Source organism: Synechococcus sp. MIT S9504 (assembly GCF_047497135.1).
Classification (GTDB): domain Bacteria; phylum Cyanobacteriota; class Cyanobacteriia; order PCC-6307; family Cyanobiaceae; genus Synechococcus_C.
Genome location: NZ_CP138942.1, coordinates 1,097,115 through 1,114,051, shown reverse-complemented (window position 1 = coordinate 1,114,051; position 16,937 = coordinate 1,097,115). Strand labels below are relative to the sequence as shown.

Annotated in this window: 18 protein-coding genes; 9 read left to right on the top strand and 9 right to left on the bottom strand. The window is 51.5% G+C overall.

Going from position 1 to position 16,937, the window contains the following annotated elements:
• The first annotated feature begins 565 nt into the window (after nt 1-565).
• The 4 genes from SIB58_RS06385 to SIB58_RS06370 all read left to right on the top strand — a co-directional run bounded on the left by SIB58_RS06385 (nt 566) and on the right by SIB58_RS06370 (nt 3,427).
• Complete coding sequence (locus SIB58_RS06385; RefSeq protein ID WP_066906237.1) at nt 566-1,018, top strand: hypothetical protein; 453 nt, start codon at nt 566-568, stop codon at nt 1,016-1,018.
• 286 nt (nt 1,019-1,304) lie between these two features.
• Complete coding sequence (locus SIB58_RS06380; RefSeq protein WP_156486554.1) at nt 1,305-1,547, top strand: hypothetical protein; 243 nt, start codon at nt 1,305-1,307, stop codon at nt 1,545-1,547.
• Between the two features lie 360 nt (nt 1,548-1,907).
• A complete protein-coding gene (locus SIB58_RS06375) occupies nt 1,908-2,612 on the top strand; it encodes an ROK family protein (RefSeq protein WP_067325767.1) in 705 nt (234 codons plus the stop codon).
• 425 nt (nt 2,613-3,037) lie between these two features.
• On the top strand, nt 3,038-3,427 hold the full coding sequence (locus SIB58_RS06370) for a hypothetical protein (protein ID WP_231884125.1): 390 nt from the start codon (nt 3,038-3,040) through the stop codon (nt 3,425-3,427).
• Here SIB58_RS06370 and SIB58_RS06365 read toward each other — a convergent pair.
• A complete protein-coding gene (locus SIB58_RS06365) occupies nt 3,411-3,623 on the bottom strand; it encodes a hypothetical protein (protein WP_066906241.1) in 213 nt (70 codons plus the stop codon). The genes SIB58_RS06370 and SIB58_RS06365 overlap by 17 nt on opposite strands.
• A gap of 301 nt (nt 3,624-3,924) precedes the next feature.
• On the opposite strand from SIB58_RS06365, the gene SIB58_RS06360 reads away from it, so the two are divergent.
• On the top strand, nt 3,925-4,377 hold the full coding sequence (locus tag SIB58_RS06360) for a Fur family transcriptional regulator (protein ID WP_066906243.1): 453 nt from the start codon (nt 3,925-3,927) through the stop codon (nt 4,375-4,377).
• A gap of 8 nt (nt 4,378-4,385) precedes the next feature.
• Here the strand turns inward: SIB58_RS06360 and SIB58_RS06355 are convergent, their stop codons facing one another.
• Nucleotides 4,386-4,880: a hypothetical protein gene (locus SIB58_RS06355; RefSeq protein ID WP_067325636.1), complete on the bottom strand. Its 495-nt coding sequence runs from the start codon at nt 4,878-4,880 to the stop codon at nt 4,386-4,388.
• 16 nt (nt 4,881-4,896) lie between these two features.
• Here SIB58_RS06355 and SIB58_RS06350 point away from each other — a divergent pair, with 16 nt between their 5' ends.
• The gene (locus SIB58_RS06350; RefSeq protein WP_414494718.1) at nt 4,897-5,196 is read left to right on the top strand and encodes a cell division protein SepF; all 300 of its coding nucleotides are present in this window, start codon (nt 4,897-4,899) and stop codon (nt 5,194-5,196) included.
• Here SIB58_RS06350 and arsS read toward each other — a convergent pair.
• From arsS to SIB58_RS06335, 3 genes are all read right to left on the bottom strand, one after another.
• Nucleotides 5,189-6,142 (bottom strand): arsenosugar biosynthesis radical SAM (seleno)protein ArsS, encoded by a 954-nt coding sequence (gene arsS / locus SIB58_RS06345; protein WP_067325769.1) that lies wholly within the window; start codon nt 6,140-6,142, stop codon nt 5,189-5,191. The two genes, SIB58_RS06350 and arsS, sit on opposite strands and share 8 nt — an antisense overlap.
• 192 nt (nt 6,143-6,334) lie before the next feature.
• On the bottom strand, nt 6,335-7,540 hold the full coding sequence (gene stpA, locus SIB58_RS06340; RefSeq protein ID WP_067325772.1) for a glucosylglycerol 3-phosphatase: 1,206 nt from the start codon (nt 7,538-7,540) through the stop codon (nt 6,335-6,337).
• Between the two features lie 89 nt (nt 7,541-7,629).
• Nucleotides 7,630-8,214 (bottom strand): glutathione S-transferase family protein, encoded by a 585-nt coding sequence (locus tag SIB58_RS06335; protein WP_066906249.1) that lies wholly within the window; start codon nt 8,212-8,214, stop codon nt 7,630-7,632.
• A 194-nt stretch (nt 8,215-8,408) separates the two neighbouring features.
• Here SIB58_RS06335 and SIB58_RS06330 point away from each other — a divergent pair, with 194 nt between their 5' ends.
• Nucleotides 8,409-8,705, top strand: a complete 297-nt coding sequence (locus SIB58_RS06330; RefSeq protein ID WP_066906251.1) for a SemiSWEET family sugar transporter — start codon at nt 8,409-8,411, stop codon at nt 8,703-8,705.
• Here the strand turns inward: SIB58_RS06330 and SIB58_RS06325 are convergent.
• The gene (locus tag SIB58_RS06325; protein WP_066906253.1) at nt 8,702-8,959 is read right to left on the bottom strand and encodes a hypothetical protein; all 258 of its coding nucleotides are present in this window, start codon (nt 8,957-8,959) and stop codon (nt 8,702-8,704) included. The two genes, SIB58_RS06330 and SIB58_RS06325, sit on opposite strands and share 4 nt — an antisense overlap.
• Nucleotides 8,960-9,385: 426 nt before the next feature.
• Here SIB58_RS06325 and SIB58_RS06320 point away from each other — a divergent pair, with 426 nt between their 5' ends.
• The gene (locus tag SIB58_RS06320; protein ID WP_066906257.1) at nt 9,386-10,927 is read left to right on the top strand and encodes a hypothetical protein; all 1,542 of its coding nucleotides are present in this window, start codon (nt 9,386-9,388) and stop codon (nt 10,925-10,927) included.
• Nucleotides 10,928-10,951: 24 nt separating this feature from the next.
• On the opposite strand, the gene SIB58_RS06315 is transcribed toward SIB58_RS06320, so the two are convergent.
• Both SIB58_RS06315 and SIB58_RS06310 read right to left on the bottom strand, forming a co-directional pair.
• The gene (locus SIB58_RS06315; protein WP_066906259.1) at nt 10,952-13,615 is read right to left on the bottom strand and encodes an AAA family ATPase; all 2,664 of its coding nucleotides are present in this window, start codon (nt 13,613-13,615) and stop codon (nt 10,952-10,954) included.
• On the bottom strand, nt 13,606-14,796 hold the full coding sequence (locus tag SIB58_RS06310) for a metallophosphoesterase family protein (RefSeq protein WP_067325641.1): 1,191 nt from the start codon (nt 14,794-14,796) through the stop codon (nt 13,606-13,608). Before SIB58_RS06310 ends, SIB58_RS06315 begins: the two co-directional genes overlap by 10 nt.
• Before the next feature lie 108 nt (nt 14,797-14,904).
• Here SIB58_RS06310 and SIB58_RS06305 point away from each other — a divergent pair, with 108 nt between their 5' ends.
• Entirely contained in the window at nt 14,905-16,053 is a 1,149-nt protein-coding gene (locus tag SIB58_RS06305) for a phosphotransferase enzyme family protein (protein ID WP_066906263.1), read from the top strand.
• A gap of 147 nt (nt 16,054-16,200) precedes the next feature.
• Here SIB58_RS06305 and SIB58_RS06300 read toward each other — a convergent pair whose 3' ends face one another.
• Nucleotides 16,201-16,794 carry an MAPEG family protein gene (locus SIB58_RS06300; protein ID WP_414494715.1) on the bottom strand — a complete coding sequence of 198 codons (594 nt, stop codon included), beginning with the start codon at nt 16,792-16,794 and terminating at the stop codon, nt 16,201-16,203.
• Nucleotides 16,795-16,937 lie beyond the last annotated feature (143 nt).

Genomic DNA, 16,937 nt, shown 5'->3' with positions numbered 1-16,937 from the left:
AAGTTACTGCAGAAAAATACTTTTAATTGTTCTCATTATTTCCCAACCATCGCAGGCAGAGCCAGTATTCAGGCAAATCATAGGCCTTGAATGTAATTCTGATATGTTTACAGATTGCACTTGTTATCACAAATAGACCATCGCTCATTAAACTCATGGGGATAGAAGCCTCATGATCAGAGAACTGTCTCAGCTCTTCCGAAGAAGTCATTTTTTCAAGTAATAAGAGCCATGATTTAAATGATGATCTGCTGAACTGGAGAAGAATAATTGTACCTTACGCCTTTTATATCCATAAAAAGACGAACAATTCATTTGAAGATTAGTCTGTATCTTTAATCTACCTCTAAAAATCCTGTATTTGCTGAAAATTATTTAATATTATTTGGTTTGCATTTTTTCACTCTCAATAAAGAAACCCTTATGCCAGGTTAATACAATCAAAGTATGTACAAGCATCAGAACCTACTTAATCTTCTTAAGCAAACGAGCATAAAAATAGTTAAATTACCCACGCAGCAATATTCAAATGTAGCTAGAAGTACAACATGAGCCAATTTGTCTTTTGAATCCACTTATCATCAACGCAGCTTTTACAGTTCTGCGAATTCTATTTCCCATTGTTGGCATTGGCTATTTAGTCATTGAGTCACGAGAAGTGCTTGTCGTCAGACAATTATCAAATCTTACTTTATTTGTTGCTTTTTTCATGTTTGCTAATCTTCAAATGGTTACCAGTAGAGCACTCTTATCCACTTCACAGCACAGAGCTGGTATCAAAGCAGCTCAACTAGCCGGAACAATGTACATCGCGACCTTTTACGCTGCTGTAGACGCAGCACTGGATGCATTTTTTAGCCATTACAACTTAACTACCAATTGGCCAATAGGTTTTTCACTCTACCTTCTCGGTTGGTTGTGCAATCTAACTGCAGTGCTGTTCGCACTTGTTTCGATGCATCGATTTATTGGAATATTGAGTAACTTTGTTCAATCGCCAATCACTGAGTTGGATTAATTTTAAAATAATGTATAACATACCTGTTCATAAACATTCACTTGGATCCCACAAGACAATTCCTCTGCCACATCCAACGACGAGAGAGAGAGTATTTTCATCATCTTGTTAAATACCATTCCCGCCCAACCTAGCATCGCAGTCAAATCATGCTACAACTGGGATGTCGTTTCAATAACGTGTTCGTACTCCTTCCCATTAATCACATTGACATTGCAGGGACTCTTGTTGAAATTCTTTCACTTCAATTGATTATTTCACATGCAGCGAAAATGGATTCAAACTGGTGGACTACTGGTATAGAAACATCATGGAAAAATTTTTAAAATCCATTGCTGTGTTCAGTGCCATTGCAGTGGCGTTATTCACTGGATCGCTTTATGTGCGTAGTATCAGAAATGATATTCACAGCCAAGAGAATCTGAATCGTCGCTTGAACGAACTTTGTGAGCAAGCACGACAATCAAACTGGACTGAAGCCAATCGCTCTAAATTTCTCAAAAGAAACTGTGAGCAACAACATTCCTGACACACCTAGGGCCTGTCATTTTATTGCTTTTGCAAGAATTTTATATATTCAAATAAAAGAGTTTTTTGCACCCGTTAGATTATACATCTTTCGTCAAACCAAAGAATTGACCATTTTCGCTGGTGAAAAAATTAATACATCTATTTCATTCAGATTGTGTAATTTTGCACACTAAATGCAAATCAATGGCGTGCATTGGACAGCTTGTTTTGGCCTTCATAAGACAAGCACATTAAATAACGCATGAGTACAAATTAACGATTCTATTGACGACTTTATACCGCATATATTTTAAAGATCTCACCATGCTTGAAAAGTTCACTTTTCTTGCATAGAATGTACTCAATACAGGAATTTAGGATGAAGGAATCACCAGACACACTCTGTATTGACATTGGCGGAACTGGAGTCAAGCTTATTGTTGTCGATTCAAAGGGAAGTCAGCTCTGCGACCGACAACGTCGTGAAACCCCTCATCCTGGAACACCACAGGCGATCATTGAGGTGATCGAAGGATTAACCACTCAAGTACCCGGATTTGATCGAATTGCTGTGGGTTTTCCAGGAGTTGTGCGGAATGGAATTATTGAGACAGCTGCCAACTTAGATATCAATTGGCCGGGCACCAATTTAGCTACCCTCTTGCAGGAACGATTGCACAAACCTACACGTGTGGCCAATGACGCGGATGTTCAGGGATATGGTTGTGTTTCTGGAGAGGGTGTTGAAATGGTTTTGACACTTGGTACAGGGATGGGTTCAGCCTTGTTTGTTGATGGAAGTCTTGTACCCAATCTCGAACTTGCGCATCATCTGTTTAAAAAAAGCAAAACCTATGAGGATTACGTTGGCAGAGCAGCCCTTGAAGTGATTGGAAAAGACAAATGGATTAAGCGTGTTGAAAGAGTGATCTCAACAACAAAGCATATCTGGAATTGGGATTTGCTGCATTTGGGTGGTGGCAACAGCAAGCTTCTAAAAGGTTTTGAATTCTCCAATGAAGTAATCTTGCACTCTAATAAAGCAGGAGTCCTGGGAGGTTATTTTTTATGGGAAAGTCACTAAGCTTGTGTACCATTCAATAATTTATAACTCTCTACCAAAGGACTTAGTGATAAAAAATATTCTTGAATGTTTTTGCGCATCCAATAACTCTTCGATTAAAAATCTAATTTAGAGGTTTTTTGAAGACCTATTGATAAACGAATGCTGATTGTTATGCAGATACAACTATCTATATTCAATCATTATTGCTCGGCATCATTCGATTGTTTGCACAACTAAGCACTGCTTTTGCTTTCCACAAAGCGGTATCCGTTGAAACCGCAGAGGGCCTTTACATCAAGCAACATTCTGGTGACTAGGACATCACCAATGGAATTCCTTACAGCCATTGCGGTTCTGCCCTTTCTTGCCGCTCTGATCGTTGGTGCCAGAGAGGCGGAGCAAGATCAACGCTGAATCGTGGCACCAGATCCAGATCCATGGCTATGCCTGAAGAAACGGGCTCGGTTATGCGCTGGTTGTTGGTCTTTTCCGGCCTCATGATGTCCGGAATGTGGCTTGATCTGAAAGCAGAACCACGACCGCCTGATCTCCAGGCTGGTCAATCAATTCTGGTTGTTGATCAGACGCTCACTTCAACTGGATGGAGTCCGGCTCCTGTGGATCCAGCTCGCAACTTTGAACAACAGCTGGCGGGTAACCAGCTTTCGTCACTGGCGTCCTGTTCAGGAACAGGTGTGGGGTACTGCCGCTATGACTATCAGCGCAGCAACAAAAGGCTTGTGGTGGTGACTGTTCCAGCCAGTCAGCCTGATCAGGCTGGCCGTGTTGCCCGTTGGTGGATGGAATCCGTGACCCTCAACCCAGCACATTGATCAGTCTCAGGGTTCCCCACAGGTCGAACACACAGAAAATCAGACCTATCACAATCAGGTCCCAGGCACGATGGCGCAGCGCCCAGGGAGCCAGAAAAACTTCGGCAACGCCATGCAGAGCTGTACCCAGTGCTATGTGCTCAAGCACGAGCAGACCATGGGCCAGCAGGAAAAGGCCGCTCGCAAAGAAGCGCATTAGCACCGTCCAGGAGACCGACACTCTTTTCCTCGAACGGAAAGACAGCCTATCGGGTTTGCCACCATGCTCCTGAGCAACCTGTTGAGGCTTGTTAAGGCCGATGTCAAATCGATTGCAATGAACGGCCGCAACGATGGCTCCAGCACCTCTGCAAAGTGCCCCTGATGGCCCGGCTCAACGGCTTGTTCGTATCAGAAGTCACATTGAAGACCAGCCAAAGGAGGAACCAACTCGTCAACAAGCACTGGTGTTGACTCTCAATAGTGCGTACTATTGAGAAACACCGCATTCGGTTTGCATGTCGCCTGCAACCTCTTCTGCTGAAGCGACCGGAACTCTGAAGAAGGGGCTTCACCAAGAAGGGCGTCGTATGACGCCACAAAGGCGACTGGTACTAGATCTTTTTGAAGAGATCGGCAGCGGAAGCCATCTCAGTGCGGAAGAGGTCCACCGTCAGCTTGTCGACAATCAGTCAAAAGTCTCCCTGGCAACCATCTATCGCACCCTGCGGTTGTTGGTGGAGATGGATTTTCTCCAGGAACTGGAGCTCCGTGATGGTGGCAGCCGATTCGAGCTGGCCGACGCCGAACATATTCACCACCATCACCTTGTCTGTGTGCGCTGCGGTCGAACGGAGGAATTTGAAAATGAGCCGGTTCTTCAGGCTGGGCGTGATGCCTGCAAGCAGTTCGACTTTGAACTGATCGACTCCAGCCTGAACGTGCGTGGAATCTGCCAAGAGTGCCGCTGAGCGGTTGTTCACTCGTGATGGTTCGTTGAATGCTCAGCACAAGCCATCCAGTGACTTCCCATCTGATGCACTCCCTCACAGCCGATCAGCCTGGCCTGTTTTTCAGCTTCAGTCTTGGTGGGATAGGCCATGAAGCGGGGATCATCCTCTAAAGCAGCGTCAGCATCGCTGCTGCTTTGGCTGTTTTGGTGATGGCTGTTGTGGTCATGACTGCTTCGAGCACCGATCTGCACCAACCCCATGCTCATCGGCCCTACCGTCCAGACCCCCATGGTGTTGGCTCCAATCGCCAGCAAGCCCATCCCAACGATTGAGAGATTGATCACACCCATGGCGACCACACCGATGGAGACAACCCCCATCGGAACGATGCCAATACAAATCACGCCCATGGGAACGATCCCGATTGAGACAGTCCCGAGAGGAGCGATTCCGACAGCCAAGCGTTTGGGCTTACTGCCGCAGTGAGCGGGAGCCGGATCAGGTGAGGAGGATTTAGTCATCACTGCATCGTGACGGTTGCTGCGACTTTCCTCCAGCCTCGCCAGGCTGAGAGTAATGAATCAATTCACTCAAGAGCGATCACAGGAGTTGCTTGTGATCCGTCCGCAGACCGTGACGGAAGGGATGTCAGCCGTTCTGGCCGTTCGCAGTCAGAAAACGGTGGTCCTTGATCTCAGTGACATGGACAGGGCCCAGGCACAACGCACCGCTGATTTCGTTTCCGGTGGTGTTAGTGCCGTCGACGGTGAGGAACATCGTCTGGGAGAACACGTTTTCCTGATGACGCCAGCCGGGGTGCAGGTAACGCTCAACTGAGAGAACCACCACAGCTGGAGCCATTGCCAGCTGTGCACCCGAAACAATGATCTGCGACAGCGATCGGTTGATCCATCAGTCCGTCGGCTGCGCTGAGTAGATCAGGCAGATGTCGTGGTCCGCACTTGGATGCAAGATCCAGCTGCTGGTTGAAATCGCAGTCGTAAAGGGCACCGGTCCAACTCACACTGATCAGGCTTCGGCACATGACTGCATTGATGTTTTCCGGTCGATGCGCATCTCGCAAAATCTGCTGGTAAGGCTCAAGTTGACCCTGATGCTGCAAATCGCGCGCGAAACGTTGGATCGGCATGTTGGTGATCGTGAGCAAGTGAGAAAACGAAATCCCGTGGCTGGATGACAACGCCTGCCGATATTGAGCTTCCAGGGTTTCTTGAGCCGGCGGAAGCGAAGGACCTGCTGGGTTGAAGACCAGATCCAGCTGCAACGGCGATCCTGGTTGGGCATACCCCAGCTGATTCAACTGCTTCAAACCGGCAATGCTTCGCTCGTAAACGCCTCGGCCTCGCTGCAGATCCACCCTCTCCTGCTCGTAACAGGGAAGAGATGCAACCACCTTCACTCCCATGCTCGCCAGAAATTCAGCAAGATCCTCGAATCCGGGTTCGCTGAGGATCGTGAGGTTGCAGCGATCAATCACCTCAACGCCAAGCGTCCTGGCCGCCGAAACAAGCTCACGAAACTGTGGATGCAGTTCCGGGGCACCGCCAGTGAGATCCAGACAGCGAAGATCAAGCCGGGCGAGCACCTCAGGGATCAGATCAATCAGCTCCCCGGCCATCATTTCCTTTCTCCAGGGACCCGCATTGACGTGACAGTGACTGCAGGTCTGATTGCAGCGATAACCGAGATTGACCTGCAGGGTGGTCAGTTTGCCTCGGCGAACGGGGGGGAATCTCAGCGTTGCTGGAAAGGTTGATGTCAACGTCGGAAAGCGATCTGAGCCATGACCTGTTGCAATTCTGGCCAAACACCCGCTGCTTAGGAAACCGACGACTTAACTCAAGCAATCTTGAGACATCAGCTTGAGTCCGCAGGAAGACCTAACCCGGGCCAGCTGAGCGAAGCATCGACGCAGCTGTGATGGTCACAGCTCGTTCATCCAGTCAGAACCATTTCAAGCTGTGAGCTCGCTGCGAGATTTGGATAAACCGCTAAACCAGTTCACATAGGCCTCTGGACCACCAGGAATGCAGACATCGAAATGGAGGGGATCCTCGGGATCACTGATCCCGGCCAGCGAACCATCAGCCAGAGAAGGACGGTCCACTTCTCCCGCACTGCTGTCGACAAGCACAACCCGGTTTGGACGCCCAAAGCTGCATCCCAGTTCCTGAAGAAGAGTCAGAAAACCGCGGTCGCTGCCTCCTCGCAACCAGCCATCCCCCGAAGGGTTGATTGTTGAAGTAACGGTGTCACCGACGCCCACCAGGTGAGGCATCTGATCAACGGGTATCCGTTGTTTGCACAGGGCAAGCAGCGATGCATGGTCGTGGGGTGCGGTTCGAACGTTGAACTCTTCACCGAGAGGCGCGGTGCCTGTGCGCGCTTGGATATGGCGATTGATCAAGACCAGTAACCCGACTTCCTTGATAGCTCCCCGCAACATGAACTGGATATCGGTGCTGCCGACATTGCCCTGCTCGGCTGGCTTGAGCCGTTCATGGCCAAGGGAGTCGCGCCCGAGGTTGGGAGCAACGTGCAGAAAGAAGGAGTCCTGAAGCCCTTCGGCCACAGCCATCGCCATCAGTTGCTGCATGAGCGACTCCAGCATTGACTGCAATCGCCGCTGATGCTCAACATCGTCAGGGGTTCGACTGAACAGGTGGTTGAGATTGATGGTTGGTGAGAGCTGAGTGTCTAAAACAGCCAGCTCCAGCTCAACGGCAAGCTGCTCATCGTTCAATTCCGGCATCAAGGCAGGAAGCATGGAACTCATCAGAGCCTTCATCCGCTCCGGGACGGAAGCCAGGAAGCTGATTTCAGACTCACTGACTCCTGGATGCGTGACATGGCCGAATTCATCCTGGAGCTGCACTCCACCAGCGGCAAGACCAGGTAGGTAGAGGCCATGGCTGCGCGCTGTTGCACTGTCACCGAGTGCCGTTTCAACCAGACGATTCACTCCACGACGACCTTCGTGCTCACCATTGGTGAGCACGGCGAAACTGCCTCGTAATCGGGCAGCGGCTTGCACGTATTCCGGAGAAAGGGTCCTGGTCAGGGGATCCTTCACCAGTGGAATGCAGACCCCATCGAGATCCTGAACAATCAACAGGTCAGGACTGTCAACGAGTTCCCGATGCAATGAAGCGAGATCCATCCGAACCAGGGTTACCGCAGTCATTTTGCACACCTTCCCATGCATTGACTGAATCGCCAATCAACATGAACAAAGAGGATGATCACAGTTCAGGAACAACCCATGACCAACCTGTAGGCCGGACGTCGACTTGTGCACTCAATCACTGCCTGAACGACGGGATAAGGGCTGAGATCGATCTCAGGAAAAAACAGTGGCAGGTAACTGAGGTAAGCCTGAACAGCACAGTCCGCTGCTCCCCAACACTCACCAACGAGAGGACGTTCAGGATCCAATTGCTGATTGAGCGTCTCCATGAGTCGTGGGAATTCACGCTCGCGATTGGAGGGAACGAACAAAGCAATGGAAAGAGTTGAGTTGGCAAACAACACCCACTGGCTGGTCAGGGCTCGCTGTGCTGGCGTGATGATCTCGCCGCTGTAATGCTCGGCCAGATGCAGCAGGATTGCACCACTTTCAAACAACTTCAGGGGTGATCCATCCTCAAGCAGCACGTCGCTGTCGATCAGCGCGGGTAACTTTCCAAATGGGTTGATACCAAGGAAATCAGGATGCCGATGCTGCTTCGACTGAAGGTCCAGTTCCACCAGCTCGTAGTCGATCGCTTTCTCCTCCATGAACCAGCGAGGCATGCTGGCTCGTGTTCTGGGACCACCGAAGAGCTTTAAAGCCATGGATCACTTCAACAAAATTCAATGCTGGCAATGAACAGGTCATGTTTCAAGGTGCGTCAGGACACGACATGAGTTTGTTTGCTGTCCTGTAAAACCCAACGCTATGATTGACAATTCTGGTTGCGCGTACAGACAGTTGAAGCCTTGAGCTAACCTCATCAGATCCTGAACCATAATCAAAAGATATCTTGCAAATGCAATTCGATTTGAGTTCTTCAGAATTGTTCGGCTTCGCAGCGGCAACATTATCAACGATCGCATTCTTGCCACAAGTCGTCAAAACCTGGAAAACCCAATCAGCGAAAGACGTTTCCTATGCCTTGTTACTGACCTTCAGCACTGGCTGTCTATGTTGGGTGATCTATGGCTATCAGGTTGAGGCCAAACCGGTGATGATCGCAAATGCGTGTACATTGACGTTAAATTTGGCCATTCTGGCGATGAAATTCAGCTTCGAAAAGGAACCAAAACCCGCTTCCAAAGAAGTTTAGTAGTGACTTTTTAGAATCTGAAGAATATCCTGAAGTTCATCAATTTGAATCGAGTCTCTTTTCTGATCGTCGAGCAAGATCATTTCAAATCCATCCCAGTTTTTAATCAGATCAACTTCGACAAATTCATTATTTAAGGTCATTCTAATATTGACACCCCAGTCTGCCGAGTCCACCAAAAGACCCTCTAATAAACCTATATCTGAATTCCCGAGCAGTGTACGGATCTCATTTTCCATTTCAAGACTATTCATCACTCGAAAATAAAATACAACAACAGTGATGGAAGTGACGCTAAGGCATCAACACCATGATCGATCAGCTTAATCGCAGAGACTTACAACTCTTTGACTCAGGGGGCTCAATTGAGGGCACAGATTCGGTTTTCAATAATGCACAAATCAATGTATCAATTCATTCCTATGGAGTCAGCGAGCCATTCGCCAACCTCGCTGATCGCAGTGTCGCCGGTTTGTCGCCTGGGACTGTCACAGCTGTATCCCTGCGGGATCTGAGAAGCTCCCCCAGACCTGAGCGCAGATAATGGGGCAGTGCCGAGGCTGAACAAACAGATCCAACTGTTTCCTCCAAAGCCATGAATCCGCCCAAGAGAGCGTTGTAATTCAGCAGCCAAATCCAGCCTCGACCACTTGCTCACCAAAATTTTCTCAGTTATTGCAATGAGTTTCAGCACTGCGGCACTGTTGAACTCAAACGGCTTCTTTCCTCCAAGCCTCGACAGAGATCAGGTTCGTCAACGAATCTGGGAGTTGGAAACCGGAAAGGTCGGCTTCTACAGCGTGGGGCTTTACCCCGCTTCTCTCGCCTACAACTGCGCCATGCAGCAGAAGGACGAGGACAATCTGCTGCTGGCCCCACGACCTGAGCGTGAGCTGCTCGGTGCGTTCTCGCAGTCTGATTTAGACGGCATGGACCCGAAACACGTTGCCGTCATGGAGCGGATGGGCAGCCATCCAGGCGATGGCGGACGTCAGCCCAACACCCTGGCTGACCTGCTCAGGCGCTGCGAGCTGGTGGTGCTCAGTGCCAACAGCAACCATGTGGAAGAAGACCTGCTTGAAGCGATTCAACTCCGGGATCAACTGGGGCGCCAACATGTCGTCCTGGCCTGTCTGGCCGGATCGTTCAGCCATGACAACCTGGCCAACGAGTCGTATGTGCTGTGCGAAAAAGTACCGAGCCTGGGCTTTTTCTCAGGGTTTCACCGCCATGGCGCTCTGCGCAATCCTCTCGACAGTTTCACGGCCAACTTTTGCCATCCCAACGCCCTGACAGCACTGCTTGGAGCACGAATGCTGGATCGATTGTCCCCGAACATCCAGGTCTCAGCTGGCGTTCACAACATCGAGGGGCAGTACATCAAGGCAGCAAAAAACATGTCGTCGGTGTTTGCCGGCTTCGGATACGCCTACCACCAGGACAACCCCGGCGTGCTTCCAACCCTGCTGACGCTTTTGCTGGACCAGTGCCTGGATCAGGCAGCCACGGTGTCAATGGCCAGGCGCAATCGCCAAAGGCTCTACAACCGCCAACCGTTTGCCCTGACAGAGCTCGGGTATGGCGTCCAAAGAATCGAGGCCGCTCTGGTGCGCGGCGGAGACATGGAGAAGGTGCGCGACCACACCTTTGCGCAACTCACAGCCATGGTGGCTGATGTTCGCGGCAGCATGATGTTGCCGGTTTCGGGAACGCCGACCCGTAATTTCCATGCAGGGCAGGTGTTGGCAGAACACATGCGAGCCGAAAATCGCTGTCCGCACTCAATGGAAGAGCTGGAGAACTGGTGTGAACAGGCAGGTCTGCGCAAGGGGGGGCTGGAAGGTCTCAAGTCGCTGCGCTACTGGCCACAGATCGTGCGCAAGTACGCCATTCCCGCTCATGACGCTTCGATGGTGAACCTGCTCTACATGGCCATCTATGGAAATTCCACCACCAAGGATGTGGCGTTTTCGGTGATGACCGAAAGCCGGGAGTTATCGACCTACTGCCAGGAATCGGTACGACCCACCCACAGTCGGCGTTATGCAGAAGCAATCCAGAACCTTGATCAACCAGAAGCGATGGATCTACTGGTGAATGCCGTGATTGCCGATAACGCCCGTCGCTTGATTCGGGATGACAACGGCATCGAGGAATCAGAGACAGCCGACGAACCACCGGCTTACCTCAAAGCCATGAATGTGATCGAAAACGCACTCTGAGCAGCACCCACCCATTCCAGAACATCAGTGATGATCGAGATCAATCACTGAATCAGCAATCTCTCGGTAGGGATCAGGGTCGCAACTCAGAAGCACCACCTGAAGACCCAGATCGACAGCCTGCCGGAGCATGCAGCCCACCGCTTCCAGTCGCGATGGATCGCTGTTGGTAAAGGCGTCATCAAACAGCAAAGGAAGACAGCCATCATGGCCATCGCGCAGGGTCTCGGCAATGGCCAGGCGAACGGCGGCATTCAGTTGTTCCTTGAGTCCTCCGCTGAGTTGTGAAAACTCGAGGGTCTGACCTGAACGTTGAAGACGCAGATCCTTCAGACCATCGCTGGCATCAAAGCGGAGCTCAGAGCTGTCGCCGGGGTTCTGCAGAAATGGAGCAATGAAACGGTTGATGCTGGACTTGAGTGGTGTTGAGTAGCGCCGTGAAAGATCGGCGCGTGCTTCCTGAAATCGTTTGAGAAGCAGCACGCGTGCCTCAACCAGCTGGGTCTCCTGTTGTTCTGCCTGCTGGGCCAACTCCAGACGATTACAAGCTTCCTCCAGTTCTGCATGCAGTTCCCGACTTCCGAGACGTTCGCAGCGCTCCAGTAATGAGCCGCGTTCACGGCTCAGATCCGTACGCTGACGATTGAGCTTCAGCTCACGGGCATCCAATGCAGACAGTGATGTCTCAACGTCGGCGTCGACATTGAGGCCACAATCACGACTCAACACAAGCAGTTGGTCCTGCAATTGCTCACATTGATGAGACAGCTTCCTGAGATCGTCGGCGATTGTGTTGGCTGGGCCATGCCGTCTCTCGATCTCGTGTTGCTGTTGAAGCTGCTGAGCATGCCGTGCCTCCTGACGCTCCAGTCGAATCTGCAGCTCCTGAAGCTGCTTGGTGTGTCCGTTCTGTTCACGTTCTGCACGATCACAATCGGAACGCAGAGAGCGAACCTGTTCCTGGACTGATTGATAGGTCTTGCGGCAATTGTTCAAGGCCTGCTCGAGATCCTCCTCCGCGGCAAGGTCTGGCTCATGTTGATGTTGTTGCAATTCGGCGAGCTGCTGATCGAGTTGTTCAAGAGTTTCACCACCCTTCTGCTCGCTCCGGTGCTGCTCCATCAGCTGGCGAAGACGTGCTTCGAGAACAGCGAGCTGATGTTGAAGCTCCTTACGTTCCTGCAACTGAGCCTCCGCAGCTTCAATGTTGCTAACCCCCCAGAGTTTGAGGTTCTGCACCAACTGAGCCTCACATCGTGCCCTCTCAGCCAACAGTGAAGACAGGCCTGTTCCTTCACCAGGACTGACAAGCAGGGTGACACCTTCACCGACATCGACTCGGAAAGCCCCCGTCCTTTGTGCAACGTCGCCTTGCCTGAGCTGTTCACCATCAAGACGCACAGTCGTGTCTGAAGACTGCAATTCGATCCTGGATGCCATGCTTTGCAAACGAATATCCAGCTCACGAAGCTGAGATTGCTGAGCCTGCAAGGCAGCCAGAGCGTTGGCATCACGCCCTGGTAATTGCATCAGCTGTTGTTTGAGCACAGATTGCTGTTGTTCCAGTTTGGTCCTTTGATCGCTTTGACGACGAATGCTCTCAATGCGTTGCTGAAGCCGTTGCTGATCCTGACAACGTCGCAGAGCATGGCCACGCTCCTCAAGCGCCTGACGTTTGCGGTCGAGTTGTTCGAAAGCACCCCGTTGTCGAGCGAGATTGCTTGCAAGAGTTTCTGCGGACTCGTTCATCACACCGAGCTCCAGTCGATGCGCCTTCATCGTTGTTTGTGCAGCCTGCATCTCCTGCGCCAGACGATTCAGAACACTGAATTGCTGCTGCCATTGGGTCTGCTGAAGACGCAGCGGGGCTAACTGTTGTTGAAGATCCTTCAGTGAAAGAAGCTTCCGACGCAGCGTCTGCACTTCTGGTGCATCACACTCCAGCTGATCTAGAGCCTGCTCGTTCGCATCCAGCTCGATGCAGGCCGTTTCGTAGCTGAGCAGGCGATCCTGTGCTTCAGCCTTGCGTTCAGAAGCCTGCTGCAGCTCCTGCCGACGTTTCCACAGTTCACTGTTCTGTTTCACACCGCGACTGGTGAAACTGGAGGCCACAAGCTGTTCAAGTTGGTTGAAGACCTTTTGGTCGATCGGCGACTGCAGCGATTGCTCCGCCTGTCCCTCCAGAGCCGTGATCAATCCCTTGAGGTCATAGTGCTCGCCACTGAGTTCCAGCAGATTGCGACCGGCCAGTCCCTGCATCACCCAGAGATGTGCCCAACGGGTGGGAAGCACACGGTTCACCTGGCGGCTGCCGATGATCTCCTCGACTCCAAGCAGAGCGGCCAGTTGATCCTCGGCATCTCCACCGAGCAAAACCTGCTGACCAGCTCGGCTGAGGCGGCAGGTTCCGCCGGCACCGCTGAAGCATTTCAACAACGACCAACGCTGCCCGCCGACATCGAAATCGATTTCCACCTGCGGATGGCCTGCATGTGTGGCAGATCTCAGATCACGAATGGCAGCTCCGGTGGCAGAGGCGCGCACAAACAGAGCCCGATGCATCGCGTCCACAAGCGAGCTTTTGCCGGATTCATTGGCACCACCAATCAGGGTCAGCCCTGGAGCGAAGGGAATCTCCAGAGCTCGATGACGGCGAACGCTTTCCAGCCGGCAGCGAATCAGGCGCATGAGTCGGTAGTCACAGGGTGCGTGGCAACTGGAACCGTTGCAAGTGAATCCCTGGCACAAAGACGATGCAATTCGATCAAAGCCTGCTCAACCAGAGGATCAGCATTGCTCTGCAGCTCCTCCTGAAGACCAGCAGCGATCGTGCTGACCAGGGGGCTGTCCATCCGAAGCAGCAGCTCATCCCTCTCCTCGGCAGTTGGTTGACGGTGCAGCTTGCCCCGCAGACGCAGGTGAAGAAGCTGTTGACTGAGCAGCGCCAAACGGTCCTGCAGCTGAAGGTGTCCCTGGAGACCCAGTTGACCGTTGAGTTCAAGCCGCAACAGGTCGCGCCCTACGCGACTGCCGACAGACTCGGCCAGCTGTTGCTCCAAGCGGGCCAGATCGGCATCGCCGTTGAGCGTCATGGTGATCCGATGCCAGCGCATTCGACCGGTGGACTGGACCTTCACGATCGGCTGTTGACCTCTCTCAAGATCAACCAGCAGAACCTGTGACCTCAGGTCATCGGGTCCGCTCGGGAAGCGGTCGGGTTCCGGTGTGCCGCTGTACCAGGTTTTGCGATCGATCTCCATCAGCGCATGCCAGTCGCCGAGAGCGATGTAATCGATTTGATCCCGGGGAAGGGAATCGAGGCAAAGCTGATTCACCTGGGCTTCGCCACCGAAACCCTGCACCGAGCCATGGGCCAGAACAACACGGGGTTGCAGAGAATCGAGCTCAGTCCAGTTGAGCTGATCAAGCCAGAGAGACGGGCTGCGGCTCTCCCGCTGCCGAAGCAATGGGCATGGCAACAGAGTGATCCCAGCAACACTGACCGGTTCCTGCTTGAGCAGCAATTGGAGGTTGGCGGCACGCTGCCGCATCTGCCCGAGCAGATCTTCACGCCTCCAGATGCCACCGGCTCCGCCGTGATCATGATTGCCCGGTATCACAACCACAGGTGATGGGATCGATCCGATCGCTTCCAGCACCTCCATGACCATGTCAGCGGCCACAGTGCTCGAGTCGAACAAATCACCAGCAACCAGCACAACCTCCGCCTGTTGCTGACTGGCCTGCTCAGCAATTCTTAGAACCGCATCAACACGCTCCTGCTGCAAACGAGCCTGTTTCTGCGAGTTTTCGATCCAGCGATAGGGCTTGCCGACCTGCCAGTCGGCGGTGTGAAGGATTCGTGGCACCCGTGCCGTTCAGATATCACTCACCATGCTGCCGCCTTCCCGCCTGATTTTCCGCACACTCATTGCTGGCAGTGGCCGAAGAACACGGCATGTTTCGTGATGAGACCCATGCGATTCGACGTGCCCTCCCCATTCTCCAGCTCCAACTCGATCCTGGAGACCATCGCTGGACTGTTCCACCCGCCAGAACAGATCGACGGGATCAGCCAGCTTGGGTCAGGAAATGTCAACGACACTTTTCTTGTGACACTGAACCGCAGTGCATCACGATCAGCCTTCGTGATGCAGCGTTTGAACACTGAAGTGTTTGAACAACCTGAATTGGTGATGAGCAATCTGCTCAAACTGGGCAACCACGTTGAACAGCGTCTTGCCCAACAACCACCGGAACTCCTGGGCCGACGCTGGGAGGTTCCCAAAGTTCTGCCGACTCTCGATGCCCACGGACACTGGGTAGAGCATCAGGGTGAATTCTGGCGATCCATCACCCACATCGGTGCAGCCACCACGACGGATGTGATTCAAGACGACCTGCATGCCCGCGAACTGGGTTACGGGTTGGGCATGTTTCATCACCTGATCAGTGATCTGGCCACTGACGAACTGGCTGACACGCTGGAAAATTTCCACATTGCCCCGGCATACCTTGCCGAATTCGACCTGGTGTTCTCCAGGGCGAATGCTCGAAACAGCCATCGCATCGCCAATGCTGTCTCCTTCATCGAGAAACGAAGGGCAGGGATCGACGTTCTTGAGCAGGCCTGTGCAAGAGGTGAACTGAAGCGGCGACCAATCCACGGAGATCCGAAGATCAATAATGTGATGATCGATAACGCCTCCGGACAAGCCGTGGGATTGATCGACCTCGACACAGTCAAACCGGGCCTTGTTCATTACGACATCGGTGACTGTCTGCGTTCCTGCTGTAATCGATCGGGCGAAGAGGCTCTCGATGCCCAGAACGTCAGCTTTGATTTGGATCTTTGCCGGGCAATCCTTGAGGGTTATCTGTCCGTGGGCCGATCATTCCTCACTCCGGAGGATTTCCGCTATATGCCTGATTGCATTCGTCTGATTCCCCTTGAGCTCGGTATCCGCTTTCTGACAGACCATCTTTCCGGTGACAGTTATTTCCGCACAACAAGGCCTCAACACAATCTTGATCGTGCTGAGGTTCAGTTTGCACTCACGCAATCGATCGAAAATCAGTGGAGGGAACTGAATAACCTGATCGACGAATTATCGCAAGAATTGTGAGATGGAGCATCTTCCAGTGATGATGAATCATCTCAGGTTGAAGTCGATAAGATCCACATGATTCACCCTTTAGATCAGACCTTGATCAAAGATAGGGTGATATAAACAAAAATGTTTAAACAAAGAAAAATAATTTTGTTCTTATCGTTACCAACAGATTGAGTTTTGCCGAGGAGGACTCACAGCTTTCAAAAGGACTTCAGCGTAGAGAACGTAATGCACTGATGACAACAACAAAAACAGAATGACTGTTGGGTAAAACGTCAAGGCAAAACCGATGGCTCTCGAAGCAGCGCCTTTGCGGAATCCTGCGATAAACAATATCCGTCCAACAAGGAAGCAACCAGCAGAGAGAGGAAGTACTGACAACCACGCAGAGGGAGTCATCAAGATCCATAAAAAATACACAATCCTAGCAAGCACCGTTTGCTCAAGAGTGTTCTGGAGAATGGATTGGGGGCATAAAAGTGATGAAGATGGTGCTGCAACCGCAGTCGAATCTATATCTTCACTAGAAAAGAAGCGGTACCTAGCAATTCTTGCAATAGATAAAATGAGCACAAACAATAGGATCAGCAAACACCTACCAAACACAACAAGCTTCTCATCAAACGTCTCCAATTCAGGACCAGAGAATGGGTTAAAGATGATGCCGTAGAGAACCAGGAAAAACGAAATCAACAATCCCAGTCCTATGCCACGTAATACGCTTGCCTGCTTTTTTGCCAAAGTCAGCACCATCTTCATGGGTTACACTATTGACCATCAATACTGTGACAGCGAACCAAAACGTCTATGGAGGAATAGAACTTTAAAAACCTGATAACAGCAAGAACTGGTAATGAAGTAATCACCTACTCAACAGCCATTACAAAGACCTGGCT